The organism is Micromonospora sp. WMMD737, from assembly GCF_049179055.1.
Taxonomy (GTDB): Bacteria; Actinomycetota; Actinomycetes; order Mycobacteriales; family Micromonosporaceae; genus Micromonospora; species Micromonospora reichwaldensis.
Genome location: NZ_JBMHMH010000001.1, coordinates 6843513 through 6861515 on the forward strand (window position 1 = coordinate 6843513; position 18003 = coordinate 6861515).

The 18003-nt window shown below is 73.9% G+C and carries 18 protein-coding genes; 9 read left to right on the plus strand and 9 right to left on the minus strand.

Translation table 11 applies throughout. The features are described from left to right. Nucleotides 1–7: 7 nt before the first annotated feature. The 4 genes from ACN27A_RS30325 to ACN27A_RS30340 all read right to left on the minus strand — a co-directional run bounded on the left by ACN27A_RS30325 (nucleotide 8) and on the right by ACN27A_RS30340 (nucleotide 6050). Nucleotides 8–1156 (minus strand): IS30 family transposase, encoded by a 1149-nt coding sequence (locus ACN27A_RS30325; RefSeq protein ID WP_421458673.1) that lies wholly within the window; start codon nucleotides 1154–1156, stop codon nucleotides 8–10. A 147-nt stretch (nucleotides 1157–1303) separates the two neighbouring features. Continuing rightward, a complete protein-coding gene (locus ACN27A_RS30330) occupies nucleotides 1304–3373 on the minus strand; it encodes a 3-hydroxyacyl-CoA dehydrogenase NAD-binding domain-containing protein (protein WP_132233071.1) in 2070 nt (689 codons plus the stop codon). After that, nucleotides 3370–4566 carry a thiolase family protein gene (locus tag ACN27A_RS30335; RefSeq protein WP_151457454.1) on the minus strand — a complete coding sequence of 399 codons (1197 nt, stop codon included), beginning with the start codon at nucleotides 4564–4566 and terminating at the stop codon, nucleotides 3370–3372. Before ACN27A_RS30335 ends, ACN27A_RS30330 begins: the two co-directional genes overlap by 4 nt. Before the next feature lie 155 nt (nucleotides 4567–4721). Further along, nucleotides 4722–6050, minus strand: a complete 1329-nt coding sequence (locus ACN27A_RS30340; RefSeq protein WP_421457915.1) for a ribonuclease D — start codon at nucleotides 6048–6050, stop codon at nucleotides 4722–4724. 208 nt (nucleotides 6051–6258) lie between these two features. Here ACN27A_RS30340 and ACN27A_RS30345 point away from each other — a divergent pair, with 208 nt between their 5' ends. Next, nucleotides 6259–7485 (plus strand): trypsin-like peptidase domain-containing protein, encoded by a 1227-nt coding sequence (locus tag ACN27A_RS30345; protein ID WP_421458675.1) that lies wholly within the window; start codon nucleotides 6259–6261, stop codon nucleotides 7483–7485. Between the two features lie 74 nt (nucleotides 7486–7559). Beyond that, nucleotides 7560–8411 carry a hypothetical protein gene (locus ACN27A_RS30350; protein ID WP_421457916.1) on the plus strand — a complete coding sequence of 284 codons (852 nt, stop codon included), beginning with the start codon at nucleotides 7560–7562 and terminating at the stop codon, nucleotides 8409–8411. Nucleotides 8412–8428: 17 nt separating this feature from the next. On the opposite strand, the gene ACN27A_RS30355 is transcribed toward ACN27A_RS30350, so the two are convergent. Next, nucleotides 8429–9001, minus strand: a complete 573-nt coding sequence (locus tag ACN27A_RS30355; RefSeq protein ID WP_357578768.1) for a DUF3000 domain-containing protein — start codon at nucleotides 8999–9001, stop codon at nucleotides 8429–8431. Nucleotides 9002–9209: 208 nt separating this feature from the next. Between ACN27A_RS30355 and hemE the strand changes: the two genes are divergently transcribed. Genes hemE through hemQ form a run of 3 tightly spaced genes read left to right on the plus strand, consistent with a single transcriptional unit; the run spans nucleotide 9210 to nucleotide 12420 of the window. Then, nucleotides 9210–10307: a uroporphyrinogen decarboxylase gene (gene hemE, locus ACN27A_RS30360; RefSeq protein ID WP_357578769.1), complete on the plus strand. Its 1098-nt coding sequence runs from the start codon at nucleotides 9210–9212 to the stop codon at nucleotides 10305–10307. A gap of 5 nt (nucleotides 10308–10312) precedes the next feature. Further along, nucleotides 10313–11722 carry a protoporphyrinogen oxidase gene (gene hemG / locus ACN27A_RS30365; protein ID WP_421457917.1) on the plus strand — a complete coding sequence of 470 codons (1410 nt, stop codon included), beginning with the start codon at nucleotides 10313–10315 and terminating at the stop codon, nucleotides 11720–11722. Then, nucleotides 11719–12420, plus strand: coding sequence for a hydrogen peroxide-dependent heme synthase (gene hemQ, locus ACN27A_RS30370; protein ID WP_421457918.1), 702 nt, complete (start codon nucleotides 11719–11721; stop codon nucleotides 12418–12420). Before hemG ends, hemQ begins: the two co-directional genes overlap by 4 nt. Before the next feature lie 92 nt (nucleotides 12421–12512). On the opposite strand, the gene ACN27A_RS30375 is transcribed toward hemQ, so the two are convergent. From ACN27A_RS30375 to ACN27A_RS30385, 3 genes are all read right to left on the minus strand, one after another. Continuing rightward, nucleotides 12513–13601 carry a lytic polysaccharide monooxygenase auxiliary activity family 9 protein gene (locus ACN27A_RS30375; protein WP_421457919.1) on the minus strand — a complete coding sequence of 363 codons (1089 nt, stop codon included), beginning with the start codon at nucleotides 13599–13601 and terminating at the stop codon, nucleotides 12513–12515. Between the two features lie 112 nt (nucleotides 13602–13713). After that, nucleotides 13714–14172, minus strand: a complete 459-nt coding sequence (locus tag ACN27A_RS30380) for a GNAT family N-acetyltransferase (protein ID WP_327030901.1) — start codon at nucleotides 14170–14172, stop codon at nucleotides 13714–13716. Between the two features lie 108 nt (nucleotides 14173–14280). Continuing rightward, nucleotides 14281–14541, minus strand: coding sequence for a Prokaryotic metallothionein (locus ACN27A_RS30385; RefSeq protein WP_421457920.1), 261 nt, complete (start codon nucleotides 14539–14541; stop codon nucleotides 14281–14283). A 161-nt stretch (nucleotides 14542–14702) separates the two neighbouring features. Here ACN27A_RS30385 and ACN27A_RS30390 point away from each other — a divergent pair, with 161 nt between their 5' ends. The 3 genes from ACN27A_RS30390 to ACN27A_RS30400 all read left to right on the plus strand — a co-directional run bounded on the left by ACN27A_RS30390 (nucleotide 14703) and on the right by ACN27A_RS30400 (nucleotide 16497). After that, nucleotides 14703–14978, plus strand: coding sequence for an isoamylase early set domain-containing protein (locus ACN27A_RS30390; RefSeq protein ID WP_132233095.1), 276 nt, complete (start codon nucleotides 14703–14705; stop codon nucleotides 14976–14978). A 121-nt stretch (nucleotides 14979–15099) separates the two neighbouring features. Beyond that, nucleotides 15100–15846, plus strand: coding sequence for a lytic polysaccharide monooxygenase (locus ACN27A_RS30395; RefSeq protein ID WP_421457921.1), 747 nt, complete (start codon nucleotides 15100–15102; stop codon nucleotides 15844–15846). Nucleotides 15847–15912: 66 nt separating this feature from the next. Further along, nucleotides 15913–16497: a DUF305 domain-containing protein gene (locus ACN27A_RS30400; protein ID WP_421457922.1), complete on the plus strand. Its 585-nt coding sequence runs from the start codon at nucleotides 15913–15915 to the stop codon at nucleotides 16495–16497. A 14-nt stretch (nucleotides 16498–16511) separates the two neighbouring features. On the opposite strand, the gene msrB is transcribed toward ACN27A_RS30400, so the two are convergent. Next, nucleotides 16512–16925 carry a peptide-methionine (R)-S-oxide reductase MsrB gene (gene msrB, locus ACN27A_RS30405; protein ID WP_421457923.1) on the minus strand — a complete coding sequence of 138 codons (414 nt, stop codon included), beginning with the start codon at nucleotides 16923–16925 and terminating at the stop codon, nucleotides 16512–16514. A 47-nt stretch (nucleotides 16926–16972) separates the two neighbouring features. On the opposite strand from msrB, the gene ligD reads away from it, so the two are divergent. Beyond that, nucleotides 16973–17998: a non-homologous end-joining DNA ligase gene (gene ligD / locus ACN27A_RS30410; RefSeq protein ID WP_421457924.1), complete on the plus strand. Its 1026-nt coding sequence runs from the start codon at nucleotides 16973–16975 to the stop codon at nucleotides 17996–17998. Nucleotides 17999–18003 lie beyond the last annotated feature (5 nt).

Below are 18003 nucleotides of genomic sequence, written 5' to 3' on the forward strand. Positions count from 1 at the left end.
GCGTTGGCTAGTCGGTGACGGCTAGGAGCTTAGCGAGGCGCTCGGCTGGGGTGTCCCAGCCGAGCGTTTTGCGTGGGCGGCCGTTGAGTTCGGCGGCGACGGTGGCGAGGTGGTCGGGGCTGTGGACGGCCAGGTCGGTGCCTTTGGGGAAGTACTGGCGCAGCAGTCCGTTGGTGTTCTCGTTGGAGCCGCGTTGCCAGGGTGAGTGCGGGTCGCAGAAGTAGACCGGCATCTGCGCGGTGATGCTGAACTGATGGTGCATCGCCATCTCGATGCCTTGGTCCCAGGTCAGAGACCGTTTCAGATGGTGCGGCAGGGTGGCCATGGCGGTGAGCAGGCCGTCGCGGACCCGGTCGGCGCTGCGGCCGGCGCCCAGGTGCACGAGCAGGACGTAGCGGGCGGAGCGTTCGACAAGTGTGCCGATGGCGGAGCCGTTGTCCTTGCCGATGATTAGGTCGCCTTCCCAATGTCCGGGCACGGCACGGTCGTCGGCCTCGGCGGGCCGTTCGCTGATCATCACCATCGGATGGGTGAAGCGGGGCTGGCGCTGGCCAGGCTGACGGCGGGGACGTCGCACCGCACGGCCGGTGCGCAGCGCGGCGGTCAGTTCTCGGCGCAGTTCGCCACGGCCCTGGACGTAGAGCGCCTGGTAGATCGTCTCGTGTGACACGTGCAGCTCGTTCCGCTCGGGAAAGTCACGGCGCAGCCGACGGCTGATCTGTTCCGGGCTGTGCTTGCAATCCAGCATGGCCTGGACGTGTTCCCGCAGCGCCGGGCACGCGGTGATTTTGCCGATCTTCGGACGAGGCCGCCTGCTGTCGGCGCGTTGCTGGGCTGCGTAGGGCCGGTAGTCACCGCTGTCCGGGTGCCGATTGCGGCGGATCTCCCGGCTGATCGTGCCTGGCGAACGCCGCAGCTCAGCGGCGATCGCCGCCTGCGAGGCACCCTCCCGCAGCCGATCAGCGATCACGATCCGCTCGGCCTGAGACAGAAACCGGTCTGCCACGGCCAAAGACCGGGCAGCGGGAGGTACTCCCTGCTGCCCGGCCTTCGTCTGGATCGTGCGGCCGTACCGCCAGCGGTGACCAGTCTTGCGATTGATCCCGACCAGCCGGCACGCTTCACTCGTACTTACACCCCGCGCCACAAGATCCAAATATGCCTGACGCTCCGCGCGAAGCTTCTTCGCTCCCTGCGGCCGGCGATCCCCACGGATCTCGAACACTGCAACCCCTGATCAGGTCAGGCGTTGCAACGATCCCTAGAACCCAAGGCGTCAGGAAGGGGCCCTTCCCTACACCTGTCAGGCGGGGAGGCTGGCCGCACCGGGGGGCAGGAACCGCTGGCCGGTCACCCGCTCCGAGGTGCCGGTCCGGTCCAGGTACGGCGTGATGCCGCCCAGGTGGAACGGCCAACCCGCGCCGAGGATCATGCACAGGTCGATGTCCTGCGCCTCGGCGACGACGCCCTCGTCGAGCATGAGCCGGATCTCCTGCGCCAGCGCGTCGAGCGCGTTCTGGCGCACCTGCTCGGCGGTGAGCGGCTGGTCGCCCACCACGAGCAGCTTGGCCACCTCGTCGTTGATCTGGTCGTCGACGACGATCGGCTGGCCGGAGTCGGCGATCCGCTTGAGGTTCTCGCTGACGCCGAAGCGGTCCGGGAACGCGGCGTGCAGGGTGCCGCCCACGTGGTACGCGACGGCCGGCCCGACGAGCTGGAGCAGGGCGAGCGGGCGCATCGGCAGGCCCAGCGGGTCCAGCGCGCTGTTGGCCACGTCCAGCGGGGTGCCCGCGTCCACGGCGGCGAAGACGGTGCCGAGGAAGCGGGTGAGCAGCCGGTTGACCACGAACGCCGGGGCGTCGGAGACCAGCACGGAGGACTTCTTCAGCTGCTTGCCGACCGCGAACGCGGTGGCGAGCGTGGCGTCGTCGGTGCGCTCGCCCCGGACGATCTCCAGCAGCGGCAGCACCGCCACGGGGTTGAAGAAGTGGAAGCCGACCACCCGCTCGGGGTGCTCCAGCTCCTCCGCCATCGCCGTGATCGACAGGCTGGAGGTGTTGGTGGCCAGCACCGCCTCCGGCTTGACGATCTTCTCCAGCTCGGCCCAGACCTGCTTCTTGACGGCCAGGTCCTCGAAGACCGCCTCGATGACGAAGTCGGCATCCGCGAAGACGCCCTTGTCGACGGAGCCGCTGACCAGGCCGTACAGCTTGGCGGCCGTACCCTTGTCCATCCGGCCCTTGCTGACGGCCTTCTCGATCTGGGTGTGCACGTAGCCGACGCCCTTGTCCACCCGGGCCTGGTCCAGGTCGGTCATGACGACAGGCACCTGGAGGCGGCGGGCGAAGAGCAGGGCGAGCTGGCTGGCCATCAGGCCGGCGCCGACGATGCCCACCTTGGTGACCGGGCGGGCCAGCCCCTTGTCCGGCGCGCCGGCCGGCCGCTTGGCCCGTCGCTGCGCCAGGTCGAACGCGTAGAGGCCGCTGCGCAGCTCCTCGGAGAAGACCAGGTCCGCGAGGGCCTCGTCCTCGGCGGCGGTGCCGGTGGCGAAGTCGGCGTCCTTCGCCGTCTCCAGCAGGTCCAGCGCCTTGTACGCGGCCGGGACCGCGCCGTGCAGCCGCGCATCGAGGGTCTGCCGGGCGAAGTAGAGCACGCCCGCCCACATGTCCTTGTCGACCTCGGGCCGGGTCACGGTGACCTCGCCCCGGACGACGCCGGCCGCCCACTCCAGGGACCGCTCCAGGAAGTCCGCCGGCTCCAGCAGCACGTCCGCGATGCCCATCTCGGCGGCCTGCTTCGGCTTGAGCATCTTGTTCTGCATCAGCGGGTTCTGGATGATCACCTGGGTCGCGGCCGGGATGCCGATCAGGTTCGGCAGCAGCTGCGTGCCGCCCCAACCGGGGACCAGGCCGAGGAAGACCTCGGGCAGCGCCAGCGCCGCCACCCCGCCGGAGAGCGTCCGGTAGTGGCAGTGCAGGGCCAGCTCCAGGCCGCCGCCCATCGCCGCGCCGTTGACGAAGGCGAAGGTCGGGACCTCGCTGTCCTTCAGCCGGGCGAAGACCCGGTGGCCGAGCCGCCCGATCTCCAGCGCCTGCTCGCGGTCGGCGAGCTGCGGGAGGCTGGTGATGTCCGCGCCCACGCAGAAGACGTACGGCTTGCCGGTGACCGCGACGAACGCCGGGTTCGCGGCCAGGGCGGCGGTGATCGCCTCGTCCAGGCTGGTCAGGCCGCCCGGGCCGAAGCTGTTGGGCTTGGTGTGGTCGAAGCCGTTGTCCAGGGTGATCAGGGCGGCCGGCCGGTCCAGCCCCGGTACGTTCACCTGGCGCAGCAGCGCCCGGGTGACGACCTCGTTCGGTGCGGCGAGCGCGCTCACTTGTCTCCACCCTCCCAGTGCGGGTTCTCCCAGATGACCGTGCCGCCCATGCCGATGCCGATGCACATGGCGGTGACGCCGTAGCGGACCTCGGGGTGCTCGGCGAACTGCCGGGCGAGCTGGGTCATCAGCCGCACGCCCGAGGAGGCGAGTGGGTGGCCGATGGCGATCGCGCCGCCCCACGGGTTGACCCGCGGGTCGTCGTCGGCGATGCCGAAGTGGTCGAGGAAGGCGAGCACCTGCACGGCGAACGCCTCGTTCAGCTCGAACAGGCCGATGTCGTCGATGGTCAGGCCGGCGAGGCGCAGCGCCTTCTCGGTCGACGGGATCGGGCCGACGCCCATCACCTCGGGCTCGACGCCGACGAAGCCGAACGACACCAGCCGCATGGCGACCGGCAGGCCCAGCTCGCGGGCGACGTCCTCGGAGGCGAGCAGGCTGGCGGTGGCGCCGTCGTTCAGGCCGGCCGCGTTGCCCGCGGTGACCTTGCCGTGCGGGCGGAACGGGGTCTTCAGGGTGGCGAGCTTCTCCAGCGAGGTGTCGCGGGGGGCCTCGTCGACCGTGGCCATGCCCCAGGCGTTCTCCTCGTCGCGGACCGCCACGGACACCAGGTCGTCCTGGAGCTTGCCGTTGGCGTACGCCTTGGCGGTCTTCTGCTGCGAGGCGAGCGCGAACGCGTCGGTGCGCGCCTTGGTGATGTGCGGGACCCGGTCGTGCAGGTTCTCCGCGGTCGCGCCCATGACCAGCGCGGACGGGTCGACGAGCTTCTCGGCGACGATCCGCGGGTTGGGGTCGACGCCCTCGCCCATCGGGTGGCGGCCCATGTGCTCGACGCCGCCGGCGATGGCGACGTCGTAGGCGCCCATGGCGATGCCGCTGGCGACGGTGGTCACCGCGGTCATGGCGCCGGCGCACATCCGGTCGATCGCGAAGCCGGGGACGGTCTTGGGCAGGCCCGCCAGCAGGGCGGCGGTCCGGCCGATGGTGAGGCCCTGGTCGCCGATCTGGGTGGTGGCGGCGATCGCGACCTCCTCGACCCGCTCCGGCGGCAGCTGCGGGTTACGGCGCAGCAGCTCGCGGATGCAGCGGATCACCAGGTCGTCGGCGCGGGTGTTGGCGTACATGCCACCCGCCTTGCCGAACGGGGTACGGACGCCGTCGACGAAGACGACATCCCGGACTTCACGGGGCACTTGAGCCTCCTCTTCGACCTGATCCGGCCTGCGTGCCGGCAGGCGGCACTACGGACCGGACGAAGGTCGCCGGCACGGGCGTGTTCCTCCGGATGCTACTCGCCAGTAACCAACACTGGCACCCGCCCCCGTGTGGCCCACCCCACACCGCCGGGTCAAGGGGCGGGGGGCGGATCGGTGAGGGCCTCCGTGAGGGCGGGAAGGAGCAGGGTGATCTGCCACTCGCGGGCGTTGAAGCCCCGGAGGGTCTCCGCGACGGCCGCCTCCGTGACCTCCTCCGGGGGTACCCACGCCAGCCGGCGGACCGAGTCGGGGGCGATCAGGTTCTCCGGCGGCAGCTGGTGCGCGCTGGCGATCCGGACCACCACCTCCCGGCAGCGGGCCAGCCGGGCCGCCGCCACCGGGTCCCGTTCCGCCCAGCGGTGCGGCGGCGGGGGACCCTCGACCGTCGGGGCGACCGGCAGCGCGTCCTCGGGCAGCTGCCGCGCGTCGTCGAGCGCGGCGAGCCAGGTGCGGGCCAGCCGGCGTACCGAGCGGCCACCGAAGCCGGGCAGGGTGAGCAGGGTCTTCTCGTCCCTCGGATCCAGCTCCGCCGCCGCGACGATGGCCGAGTCCGGCAGCACCCGCCCCGGGGCGGCGTCGCGCCGCGCGGCGATCTGGTCCCGCGCGTACCAGAGGGAACGGACCCGGGCCTGGGCCCGCGCGCCGCGCACCCGGTGGATGCCGGACGTGCGGCGCCACGGCTCGGCCCGCACCCTCGGCGGCCGGGCACCGGTGCGCACCAGCGCGGCGAACTCTTCCGCCGCCCACGCGGACTTGCCCTGCCGGGCCAGCTCCTCGTCGAGCGCGTCGCGCAGGTCGACAAGCATCTCCACGTCGAGCGCGGCGTAGGTCAGCCAGGACTCCGGCAGCGGGCGGCTCGACCAGTCGGCCGCCGAGTGGTGCTTCTCCAGGCTGTAGCCGAGCAGCTGCTCGGTCAGCGCGGCCAGGCCGACCCGCTCGAATCCGGCCAGCCGGGCGGCCAGTTCGGTGTCGAACAGCCGGCGGGGCCGCAGCCCCAGCTCGGCCAGGCAGGGCAGATCCTGGCTGGCGGCGTGCAGCACCCACTCCGCCTCACCGATCACCGTGTCGAGGGTGCTCAGGTCGGGCAGCGGCAGCGGGTCGATCAGCGCCGTGCCGGAACCGGCCCGGCGCAGCTGCACCAGGTAGGCCCGCTGGCTGTAGCGGTAGCCGGAGGCGCGTTCGGCGTCGAGGGCGACGGGGCCGGTGCCTGCGGCGAAGCGGGCCACGACGTCGTCCAGCTCGCCAGGCGTGGCCGCCGGCTGAGGTGTGCCCTCGCGCGGGGCGGTCAGCGGAACGGGCCCGTCGGTGGTCGCTTCGGTCCCCGCGGCCTCCGGCTCCGGTCGGGCCGACGGCGGGTGGTGCGCATCGTTTCCCGTACGGCTTTCGGCGGGCCGACGGCGCAGGGGTGGTTCGTCGGTCACCTGACAACCCTAGTGCGCGACACGACGCGGTGGGTGAAGCCGGTCCGGTGTGTGTCGCCGGGCGACCGCCGGATGTCCCTCAGGGGCCGGACATAGGGGAAGACAAAGCCCGTTGACGCAGGTACGGTCCATCGGGCCGTTGCGCGGGTACGGCATCATCAGGGTCCCGCGCGCGGAGCGGGGCGTCTACGGGGAGGGCAAGGCGATCATGACTGGCTACGGGTCGGCGGACAAGGGCCCGGCGGGACCGGGCGACGGCGGGTTCCCGCCAGGGACGGCCCGCCCCGGGCCACTGCCGCCCCGGATCGAGCCGGTCGGCTCCGCGTACCTGCCGCCGGGCGCCCCCGGGCAGCCCCCGGCCTCCCGCCCTGCCTGGTCGCCGCCGGCGCAGCCAGGCCAGTGGGGCGCGGCCCCGGCCAACGCGCCCGCCCCCGCCGCCGCGCCCGCCCCGGCCCCCGCCGCCGGCGGCTGGGGACACGGCGGCGCGCCGTCCACCGCCCCGGGCCCGTCGACGCCGCCCGGGGCCACCCCGGGGCCCGGCTGGCCCCCCGCGTCCGGGTCCACGCCGCCCGGTGTCCCCGGCCAGCCGCCCGCCCACGGCCACCCCCAGGGCCCCGGGCCGGGCCAGCCGTACCCCGCCACGCCGGTGCCGGCGACGAAGGGGCGCGGGCTCACCGTCACCGCGCTCGTGCTCGCCGGCCTGCTGGCCGTGGTGACGGGCGTGCAGGCGTACCAGATCAACCGGCTCTCGAACCGGCTGGGCGACACCGACAGCAGGGTGGCGGCGGCGCAGGCGGCCGACGGCACCCGGCTCGACGGCCTGGAGTCCCGGGCGGGGGCGCTGGAGAAGCAGGCCGGCGCCGCGTTCAACCCGGAGGCCGTGGCCAGCGCCGTGCTGCCCAGCGTGTTCCGGGTACGGGCTGGCAACTCCACCGGCACCGCGTTCGCGATCGGCAAGCCGGCCGCGGGCGGGGGCACCAACCTGTTCACCAACTACCACGTGGTGGACGCGCTCTGGCAGACCGGCGAGCGGGAGGTCTTCCTGGAGCGCACCGATCAGCGCTTCCCGGCGACCATCGTGCGCGTCGACGAGGCCAACGACGTCGCCCACCTGCGGACCAACGGCAAGTTCACCGGCCTGGTCGCGGCGCCCGCCGCCGTGAAGTCCGGCCAGCAGATCGTGGTCGTCGGCGCGCCGCTCGGCCTGGAGGACAGCGTCACCACCGGCGTGGTGAGCGCCTTCCGCGAGGCCGGCGGCGGCGAGGGCCCGGTCATCCAGTTCGACGCCCCGATCAACCCCGGCAACTCGGGCGGCCCGGTCATCAACGGCAGCAAGCAGGTCGTCGGCATCGCCACCGCCAAGGCCCGCAACGCCGAGGGGATCGGTCTCGCCGTACCGATCAAGGTCGCCTGCGACGGTTTCAAGATCTGCTGACCCCGTCAGCGCCCAACCGCCCCCTCGGCCCGGCGGCTCACGCGCCGGACCAGCACCCGTGGAGGAAGAACGACATGTCCCAACCACCGACCGGGCCGGAGGGCTACCCGCCGTACCCGCCGGCCGCGCCCGGTCAGCCACCGTCGGGCGGCGCCCCGCACGGCACCACCTACGGCAGCCCGCGCCCGTACACGCCCGAACAGCAGGACGCCGGCCAGCAGTACGCCCCGGCGCCGCAGCAGTACAACCCGGCCCCGTCCGCCGGCTACCCCCAGTCGGCGCCGCCGGCCGGGCCCTCCGGCTACCCGCAGTCCGCGCCGCCGGCGTCGCCCGGCTACGGCCCCGGCAGCGCGTCGCCCCACGCCGGTCAGGCCTCCGGGCCGGCCTTCGGGCAGCCGATGTCGGTCCCCCCGGCCTCCGGGCCGGCCTTCGGGCAGCCGTTGTCCGCCCCGCCCGGCTCCGCCCCGCCCGGCTCCGCCCCGCCCTTCGGTGCCCCCGCCCCCGGCGGCCCCCGCAAGAGCCACAAGGTGCTCGTCCTGGCGGTCGTGGCCGGGCTGCTCTTCGTCCTCGGCGGGGTGATGACCGGCCTGTTCGTGTCGACCACCAACGAGCTGGACCGGACCGAGAAGAAGATGGCCAGCGAGGTCAGCCAGCGCGACGGCACCATCACGGCGAACGGCAAGGAGATCGAGAAGCTCAAGACCGACCTCCAGGCGGTCCGGGACAAGCTCGGCGACACCGAGCAGGACCTCACCGGCACCCGCAACGACCGGGACGAGCAGGCCCGGCAGAAGAAGGTCATCGCCAACTGCCTCGACAAGCTCACCACCGCGCTCGCCGCGGCGGCGAACGGCAACAAGGCGGCCTACGACAGGGCCATCCAGGGCATGGACAAGGTCTGCAACGAGGCCGAGAAGTATCTGTGAGGTGACCCGTCGCGGGGTCAGGCCGCGCCGGCGGGGCGACGCTCCGGCAGCGCGGTCACCCCGGGCGGGGGAAGCCCGGCGGTCGAGGCCAGCAGCGCGCACCAGGCCAGCAGGTGCGGGGCGAGGTCGTCGTCGACAGGCGTCCAGGAGGCGCGGATCTCGATGTCGCCGGCGGCGGGTGGCCCGGCCAGGTCACCGAAGCGCGTCGACATGGTCTGGGTGATGGTGCCGCCGATCGCCCGGTGCTCCGCGTCCTGCGCCTCCAGCGCGTCGGTCAGCCACGTCCAGCCCACCCCCGGCAGCAGCGGGTCGGCGGCCAGGTCGACCTCCAGCTCCGCCGTCACGTAGGTGACCAGCCGCAGGGTGCCCTGCCACGCCTCGTGACCGGCCGGGTCGTGCAGCAGGATCAGCCGCCCGGAGGCCACCTCCTCGCCGTCGCGCAGGACGGTGGCGGAGAGCGCGAAGGCGTACGGGGCGAGGCGCTGTGGCGCGCCGACCTCCTCCAGCACGATCTCCGACCGGGGCGCCGCGGACCGCAGCCCGGTGACCGCGCGGGCGAAGGTCTCCGGGAGCGCGATCGGGGGGGCCATGCCGGCAGCCTATGCCGCCGGCCGCCCGCCCGCCCGAGAGGCGCGCCGATGCCGTCCCACGCCGGGGCCGCCGCCACCGCCGGCCGGGCCCCGCCGCCACCGCCCGGAGCGGGCATGTCGTGGGTGCCCGCCGCCAGCGGGCTGACCGGGGTCACAAAAGGCGGCGCTGCCCGCTGCCGGTCGCGTCCCCCGTGGCACGATGGCCGCGATGAGCACCACGACGACGGGCGCCGACGCCCGAGACGAAGACCCCCGCCCCGGCGGACCGGCCGACTCGCCCTTCGTCCGGGCCTGCCGGCGTCAGCCCGGCCCGCACACCCCCGTCTGGTTTATGCGCCAGGCCGGCCGGTCGCTGCCGGAGTACCGCGCGATCAGGGCCAACGTGGCGATGCTGGAGTCCTGCCGCCGCCCCGACCTGGTCACCGAGATCACCCTCCAGCCGGTACGCCGGCACGGCGTGGACGCCGCGATCCTGTTCAGCGACATCGTGGTGCCGGTCGCCGCCGCCGGGGTGGACCTGGACATCGTGCCCGGCACCGGCCCGGTGGTCGCCGAGCCCGTGCGCACGCTGACCGACGTGGAGCGGATCCGGCCGATCACCCGCGACGACGTGTCGTACGTGGACGAGGCGGTCCGGATGCTCGTCGCCGAGCTGGGCGACACCCCGTTGATCGGCTTCGCCGGCGCGCCGTTCACCCTGGCCAGCTACCTGGTCGAGGGCGGCCCGTCGCGGACCCACGCGAAGACCAAGGCGATGATGTACGGCCAGCCGGAGCTGTGGCACGCCCTCTGCGGCCGGCTTGCCGAGGTGACGTTGGAGTTCCTGCGGGTGCAGGTGGCCGCCGGCGTGTCCGCGGTGCAGCTCTTCGACTCGTGGGCCGGCGCGCTGTCGGAGGCCGACTACCGCCGCTTCGTGCTGCCGCACTCGGCGGGCGTGCTGGCCGGGCTGGCCGACGCGGGCGTGCCCCGGATCCACTTCGGGGTGGGCACCGGCGAGCTGCTCGGCGCGATGGGCGAGGCCGGCGCCGACGTGGTGGGCGTCGACTGGCGTACGCCGCTGGACGCGGCGACCCGGCGGATCGGGCCGGAGCGGGCGGTGCAGGGCAACCTCGACCCGTGCGTGCTGTTCGCGCCGTGGCCGGTGGTCGAGGCCGAGGTGCGGCGGATCCTGGAGCAGGGCCGGGCCGCCCCCGGGCACGTGTTCAACCTGGGGCACGGGGTGCTGCCGGAGACCGACCCCGACGTGCTGACCCGGGTGGTCGCCCTGGTGCACGAGCTGTCCGCCGAGTCGGGCGACCGGGGCTGAGCGGCATGCGGGCGCCGTGGCGGGTGGCGGTGGTCGGCGGCGGGATCGCCGGGCTGGCCGCCGCGGTCCGGTTGCGCGACCGCGCTCCCGCCGGCACCGAGATCACGGTGTACGAGCAGTCCGGCGCGCTCGGCGGCAAGCTGCGCACCGGGGAGCTGGCCGGCTCACCTGTGGAGTTCGGCGCCGAGTCGTTCCTGATGCGCGACCCGGCCGGGGGCGAGTCCGCCGCCGTGGCCCTGGTCCGCCGGCTCGGCCTGGGGGAGCGGATCGTGCACCCCACCGTCGGGCAGGCCGCGCTCGTCGTCGACGGGGGGCTGCGCCCGATCCCGGGCGGCACGCTGGTCGGCGTACCCGGGGATCTGGAGCGGGTGGCCACGGTCGCGCGGCCGGCGGCGGACGCCGACGTCGACGCCGGCCGTCCGCTGCTCGGCGCGGACGAGGACGTCTCCGTCGGCGCGCTGGTCCGGGCCCGGTTCGGCGACGAGGTGGTCGACCGGCTGGTCGACCCGATGCTCGGCGGCGTCTACGCCGGCCGGGCCGACGACCTCTCCCTGACCACCACGATGCCCGCGCTGGCCCGCTCCGCCCGGGTGGAGCACACCCTGGTGGGCGCGGTGCGCGCCGCGCAGGCCGCGGCCCCCCGCGCGCCGGGGGCACCGGTCTTCGGCACCCTGGCCGGCGGGCTCAGCACGCTGGTCGAGGCCGCGGCGGCGGCCAGCGGGGCGACGATCCGGCGGGGCGCGGCGGTACGCGAGCTGACCCCGGCCGGGGCCGGGTGGCGGCTGACCGTAGGCCCCACCCGCGAGGCGGAGTCGGTCGACGTCGACGCCGTGGTGCTGGCCGTGCCGGCCCGCCCGGCGGCCCGGCTGCTCGGCGGCCCGGCCCCACAGGTGGCCGAGGGCGTCGGCGGGCTGGACTACGCCAGCGTCGCGCTGGTCACCCTGGCGCTGCCCGAGCCGGAGCTGCCGGAGCTGTCCGGCTTCCTGGTGCCGGGCACCGAGGGTCTGCTGATCAAGGCGTCGACCTTCTTCACCACCAAGTGGGGCCACCTGCGCCGCGCCGACGGACTGGCGCTCGTCCGCGCCTCCGTGGGCCGCTACGGCGAGGAACGGCAGGTGCAGCGCACCGACGAGGACCTGGCCGCCACCGTGCACCGGGAGCTGTCGGCGGTGCTCGGCGTGCCGCTGCCCGCACCGGTCGCCGGCCACGTGCAGCGCTGGGGCGGGTCGCTGCCGCAGTACACCCCGGGGCACGCCGACCGGGTGGCCGCCGCGCGGGCGGCCCTGCGGGCGAGCCATCCGACCCTGGTCCTGGCCGGCGCCGGGTACGACGGGGTGGGCATCCCGATCTGCGTCCGCTCCGGCGAGACGGCGGCCGAGGAGATCATCACAGCACTGGGAGGACCGGGGACATGACCGAGCAGACCAACGCGGCCCGGCTGCGGGATCTCAACGACAGCATCCGCTACACGATGTGGTCGGTGTACCGGGCCAGCAGCCCGCTGCCGTCGCTGCGCGACAACGTCACCGGCGAGGTCGAGGCGCTCTTCGCGGAGCTGGCCGGCAAGGACGTGGTCGTCCGCGGCACGTACGACGTCTCGGGTCTGCGCGCCGACGCCGACCTGATGATCTGGTGGCACTCCGCCTCCAGCGACGACCTCCAGGACGCGTACCTGCGGTTCCGCCGTACCACGCTGGGTCGGGCGCTCACGCCGGTCTGGTCGCAGATGGCGCTGCACCGGCCGGCGGAGTTCAACAAGAGCCACATCCCGGCGTTCCTGGCCGGCGAGGAGGCGCGCTCCTACGTGTGCGTCTACCCGTTCGTCCGCTCCTACGAGTGGTACCTGCTGCCGGACGCCGAGCGGCGCGAGCTGCTCGCCGAGCACGGCAAGATGGCCCGCGGCTACCCGGACGTACGGGCCAACACGGTCGCCTCGTTCGCGCTCGGCGACTACGAGTGGATGCTCGCGTTCGAGGCCGACGAGCTGCACCGGATCGTCGACCTGATGCGTGACCTGCGGGCCTCCGGCGCCCGCCGGCACGTCCGGGAGGAGATCCCGTTCTACACCGGTCGTCGCCGCTCGGTCGCCGACATCGTCAACGGCCTCGTCTGACGCCCGCCTGCCCGCCGCTTCACGCCGTCGGGCCGGCCGGGGTCGCGCCCGGAGGGAGTGGGCTGCGACCCCGGCCGGGGTTCCGGTGCGGCTCAGACCACGGTCGTGCAGGTGGGTGTCGGCACGCTGTTGGTGCCGGACCACGAGCCGAGGAAGCCGAACGTGGTGCTCGCCCCGGGGGCCAGGGACCCGTTGTGCTCCGCGTTGCGGGCGACGACCCGCGTGCCGCTGGTGGTCACGGTCGCGTTCCACGCCGACGTGACCTGCTGGCCGTTGGCGTAGGTCCAGGTCACGGACCAGCCCCTGACGGCCCCGCCACCGGCGGTCACCGTCACCTCGCCCTGGAACCCGCCGGTCCACTGCCCGGTGATCCGGTAGGTCGCCGTGCAGGCCCCGGCCGGGGGCGGGGTCGTGGGCGGCGGGGTGGTCGGCGGGGGAGTGGTGGGCGGGGGAGTGGTGGGCGGCGGCGTCGTCGGCGGTGGGTTGGTCGGCCCGCCGGAGAAGTCGACGTCGCTGCACAGGTAGTACGACTGGTCGAGGTGGCTGGCCTGCCAGATGGTGTAGACGACGTGCCGCCCGGTCCGCCCCGGCGCGTTCGCCGGGATCTCGATGGACACGCCTGTGGGCTCCGGCTTCCACCCCGACGCCGGGGTGTTGCCGATCTGGCCGACCAGTTCCAGGTCGTCCCAGCCCAGTGGCTCGGTGAGCGCGTTGAAGCCCTGCCTGGTCACGTACACCCGGATGTAGTCCGCGCCGTGACTGGCCTGGTCGTAGAGGCGGACCCGGAAGTTGCTGGAGACCGGGGCGGTCTTCCAGGCGCCAACCGTGTCGAGGGCGTTGTAGCGACCGCCCTCGGTCCGGCCGCCGGAGCAGAGCTGGCCGTCGGGGATGGCGGCCTGGTGGTTGCCGGCGACGCCCTCGCGGAACAGGCCGTTCCAGTTCCACATGGCGTTCGGGTTGGCCTGCCAGGCCTGCCAGCACATCGGGTCCTCGGTGGCCATCCGCGGATTCTGGAAGTCGCTGCCCCAGCGCTGCCAGCAGCCGTAGTTGCGTGACGCCGGGTCCACCACGGAGCCGTGCGCCGACACGGGGTTGGCCAGGGCCGTGGTCAGCAGCAGCACGGCGATCGCCGCGACGGCGAGCAGCCATGCCAGGCGGGAGGTGCGAAGTTGAGTGGACATGGGGAGCCCCCGGGAGGAGAGGTCGGACGACGACGCCCGGACGGCCCGGGAGTTGCCCCTCCCGTGCACGCTGCGTGGCTTCCGCGACGGCTCTGCCCGGAGGCTGTCATATTTATCGGCTTCGGTCAATTCCTTCCCGGCGCATCGGGGTGTGCGGGATGCCGTCCTCGACGTACTCGGGGCCGGCGACGGCGAAGCCGTGACGGGCGTAGAGGCCGACCAGGTGGGACTGGGCCTCCAGCACGCAGGGGCGGTCGCCGACCAACTCCAGCGCCGCGGCCATCAGCCGGCCCGCGTGCCCGCCGCCGCGCGCCTTCGGCGCCACCACCACCCGCCCGATCCGCGCCACGCCGCCCGGGTCGGCGAGGATCCGCAGGTACGCCAGGGGCGCGCCGCCGTCGTCGAGCCAGAGGTGGCGGGTGCCCGGTTCGACGTCGCGCCCGTCGAGTTCCGGGTACGGGCACGCCTGCTCCACCACGAACACGTCGATCCGGAGCCGGAGCAGGTCGTGGAAGGTGCGGGCGTCGAGTTCGGCGAACGAGGCGGTCCTCGGCACGGGGGGCTGTGGCACTCCCCGATGGTAGGCCGGGCCCGTGGGTCGGCCGCCCCGCTGCCCCGCGTGCCGCCGGTGGCCCCGGCCGGCCGGGCGGCCATGGCGGCGGCCGGCCGACCGCCGGCCTCAGGCGGGGCGGGCGCCGACCGCGTCGCGGATCTCGGCGCCCCGGGCGCCCTCCTCCGCGCGGGCGCAGTGCGCGCAGCAGAAGAACCGGCCGGACACCTCCACCCCGTGCCCGACGATCTTGACCTCGCAGTGCTCGCAGATCGGCGCCAGCTTGTGCGCGGCGCACTCGAAGCAGTCGAAGGTGTGCACGTCGCCGCTGACGGTCCGCACCTCGAACGCCATCCAGTAGTCGTTACCGCAGACCTCGCACGTCGCCACGACAGAACCCCCCGAAAACCGACACGTTTCTCCGAGCGTGCCGCAACCGGACGGGGCCGGGCGGGCGGATCGGCCCAGGTCACTCCGGGGTGGCGGCGTGTCGCCTCCGGCGTGTCGGGCGTTGTACCGGGTGACCGCGCGCGACCCCGGAGGAACACGACATGATCAAGCGGAACAAGCTCTTCGGCAACCAGGTGCGGGTGACCTTCAGCCTGCCCCGCGACACCCCGCCCGGCCCGGTCAGCGTGGTCGGCTCCTTCAACGGCTGGGAGCCGGGACGGCACGAACTCCTTCCGCGTCGGGACGGCACCCGGACGGTCACCGTACGACTCGGCCCGGGGGAGTACCGCTTCCGCTACCTCGCCACCGGTGGCGTCTGGCTGGACGACGAGTCCGCGGACCGGGTGGACGAGCGGGGCAGCCTGTTGCTGCTCTGACGGTCACCCTGCGTGTGCAGAAGGCGCGATGTTTCTATTGACAGGAGTCTTTACTGTTAACAAGCTTTAATTTATGTTGAATGGCACCTCACCAGGCTGAAGTCCGAAGGAGCTGCCACCAATGCGTCGAAGAATCACCATCCCGCTCGTGGCGACGGGTGCCGTCGTCTCCGCACTCGCCGTCGCGGCGCCCGCCCAGGCCCACGGCTACGTGTCCGGCCCGCCGAGCCGCCAGGCGCTCTGCGCCCAGGGGCGGGTCCCCGACTGCGGGCAGATCAAGTACGAGCCGCAGAGCGTCGAGGGGCCGAAGGGGCTGCGCAGCTGCCACGCGGGGATCGCCCAGTTCGCCGTCCTCAACGACGACAGCCGGGGCTGGCCCGCCACCTCGGTCGGCAGCTCCGTCACCTTCACCTGGACCAACACCGCCCGGCACGCCACCAGCAACTGGGAGTACTTCATCGGCGGCACCCGGGTGGCCGTCTTCAACGGCAGCGGGCAGCAGCCCGGCGCCACCGTCTCGCACACCGTCAACCTGGGTGGCTACCCGGGACGGCAGAAGGTCCTCGCCGTGTGGAACATCGCGGACACCGCCAACGCGTTCTACTCCTGCGTCGACCTCCAGGTCGGCGGGGGCGGCAACCCGTCGCCCACCCCGAGCCCGACCCCGCCGGCCCCGTCGCCCACCCCGACCCCCACCGCCGCCCCGACCACCCCGCCCGCGCCGGGCGGCAGCTGGACGGCGGGCCGGGCCTACCAGGCCGGCGACCAGGTCACCTACGGCGGGCTGACGTACCGCTGCCGGCAGGCGCACACCGCGATCCCCGGTTGGGAACCGCCGCACGTGCCGGCGCTCTGGACGCAGGTCTGACCGGACGGGTGCGGCCCGTCCCTCCGGCGCCCGCACCCGTCATCCCCTCCCGGATCGGAGTACGCCATGCGACGGCTGCCCACGGTCGCCCTGCTCGCCGTCCTGCTGACCGTCCCCGGCTGCGTCGCACGGACCGCCCCGGCGTCGCCCGCCCACGCGCCGCCGGGGCCGGCCGCGGCCAGCGCGACCGAGATGAACGGCCTGGACGTGGTCTTCCTGGCCATGTTGGCGGCACACACCGAGCAGACGCTGGAGATGGTGCGGCTCAGCCGCGACCGGGTGACCGACCGGAAGCTGCACACCCTCGTCGCCGCCATCGAGGTCACCGAGACCGACGAACTCGCCACGATGCGCGGCTGGCTGCGCGACGCCGGACCGGCCGCCGCCGACGCCGCCCGCCGGCACGACCACGGACAGCACGGGACCGCCGCCGAGGACATGGCACGCCTGCGGGCCGCCCCGGACGGCGAGGTCGACCGCGTCCTGCTCGGCCTGCTCGTCCCGCACCAGGAGGCGGCGGCCGACCTGGCCCGGGCGCACCAGAAGGTCGGCGCCGACCCGCGCGTGGGCGACTTCGCCGGCCGCGTCGAGCGGTCGCGTACGGCCCAGGTCTCGCTGATGGCCGGGCTGACCCCAACCCGGAAGGCCTGAACCCGGGCGCCGGATCAGGCCCCGGCGCGCGGCTCCAGCCGGATGGAGACGGAGTTGACGCAGTGCCGGGTGTCCTTCGGGGTGAAACCCTCGCCCCGGAAGACGTGACCCAGGTGGCTGTCGCACCGGGCGCAGCGGATCTCGGTGCGGCTCATCCCCAGGCTGCGGTCATCGATCTCCTTGACCGCGCCGGGGATGGCGTCGTCGAAGCTGGGCCACCCGCAGTGCGAGTCGAACTTCGTGTCGCTGGGGTAGAGCTGCGCGCCGCAGGCCCGGCAGTGGTACATCCCGGGCGTCTTCGTGTCGACGTACTCGCCGGTCCACGGGCGCTCGGTGCCGGCCTCCCGCAGCACCCGGAACTCCTCCGGGCTGAGCCGGACCCGCCACTCTTCCTCGGTACGGGGCAGTTCACTCTCGTCAAGACTCACCCGCCAACGGTACGTCGGACGTCGGAGGTGTGGCATATGGTCGCGCAATGGGTGGCACGAAGGCTGCGGCCGAACTGATCGAGGTGGCCGGGCACGACGTCCGGCTGACCAGCCCCGACCGGGTGATGTTCCCGCAGCGCGGCTTCACCAAGGCCGACGTCTTCCACTACTACCTCGCGGTGGGCGACGGCATCATGCGCGCCCTGCGCGAGCGTCCCACCACGTTGCAGCGCTTCCCGGAGGGCGTCGAGGGGGAGGCGTTCTTCCAGAAGCGGGTGCCCGCCCGGGGCGTGCCGCCCTGGGTGCGCACGACCACGATCAGCTTCCCGAGCGGTCGCAGCGCGGCCGAGCTCTGCCCCGCCGACCTGGCCCACGTGGCCTGGGCCGCCCAGATGGGCACCATCGTGTTCCACCCGTGGCCGGTGCGTGCCGCCGACGTCGACCGCCCCGACGAGTTGCGCATCGACTTCGACCCGCAGCCCGGCACCGACTTCGCCGACGCGGTCTCCGCCGCCGGGGAGCTGCGCGGGCTCCTCGACGAGCTGGGCGCCACCGGCTGGCCGAAGACCTCCGGCGGCCGTGGCGTGCACGTCTACCTGCGGATCGCGCCACGCTGGACGTTCACCGAGGTGCGCCGGGCCACCATCGCGCTGGCCCGCGAGCTGGAGCGGCGCCGGCCGGAGCTGGTGACCACCGCCTGGTGGAAGGAGCAGCGGGGCGAGCGCGTCTTCGTCGACTACAACCAGATGGCCCGCGACCGCACGATCGCCTGCGCATACTCGCTGCGGGCCAACGCCCGGGCCACCGTGTCCACCCCGGTCACCTGGGACGAGCTGCCCGACGTCGACCCCGACGACTTCGACCTGCGCACCGTCCCGGCCCGGCTGGCCGAGCGCGGCGATCCGCACGCCGGCATCGACGACACCGCGTGGGACATCAGCCCGCTGCTGGAGTGGGCCGACCGGGACGACACCGCCGGCCAGGGCGACATGCCCTACCCGCCGGACCACCCGAAGATGCCCGGCGAGCCGAAGCGCGTGCAGCCCTCCAAGGACCGCGACCGCCCCCGCTGACCGGC

Excerpts from the sequence above, each read along its gene's own strand:
- ACN27A_RS30345 (WP_421458675.1), top strand. The coding sequence starts at position 6,259 with ATGACTGGCTACGGGTCGGCGGACAAGGGCCCGGCGGGACCGGGCGAC.
- ACN27A_RS30350 (WP_421457916.1), top strand. The coding sequence starts at position 7,560 with ATGTCCCAACCACCGACCGGGCCGGAGGGCTACCCGCCGTACCCGCCG.
- ACN27A_RS30355 (WP_357578768.1), bottom strand. The coding sequence starts at position 9,001 with ATGGCCCCCCCGATCGCGCTCCCGGAGACCTTCGCCCGCGCGGTCACC.
- hemE (WP_357578769.1), top strand. The coding sequence starts at position 9,210 with ATGAGCACCACGACGACGGGCGCCGACGCCCGAGACGAAGACCCCCGC.
- hemG (WP_421457917.1), top strand. The coding sequence starts at position 10,313 with ATGCGGGCGCCGTGGCGGGTGGCGGTGGTCGGCGGCGGGATCGCCGGG.
- hemQ (WP_421457918.1), top strand. The coding sequence starts at position 11,719 with ATGACCGAGCAGACCAACGCGGCCCGGCTGCGGGATCTCAACGACAGC.
- ACN27A_RS30375 (WP_421457919.1), bottom strand. The coding sequence starts at position 13,601 with ATGTCCACTCAACTTCGCACCTCCCGCCTGGCATGGCTGCTCGCCGTC.
- ACN27A_RS30390 (WP_132233095.1), top strand. The coding sequence starts at position 14,703 with ATGATCAAGCGGAACAAGCTCTTCGGCAACCAGGTGCGGGTGACCTTC.
- ACN27A_RS30395 (WP_421457921.1), top strand. The coding sequence starts at position 15,100 with ATGCGTCGAAGAATCACCATCCCGCTCGTGGCGACGGGTGCCGTCGTC.
- ACN27A_RS30400 (WP_421457922.1), top strand. The coding sequence starts at position 15,913 with ATGCGACGGCTGCCCACGGTCGCCCTGCTCGCCGTCCTGCTGACCGTC.
- ligD (WP_421457924.1), top strand. The coding sequence starts at position 16,973 with ATGGGTGGCACGAAGGCTGCGGCCGAACTGATCGAGGTGGCCGGGCAC.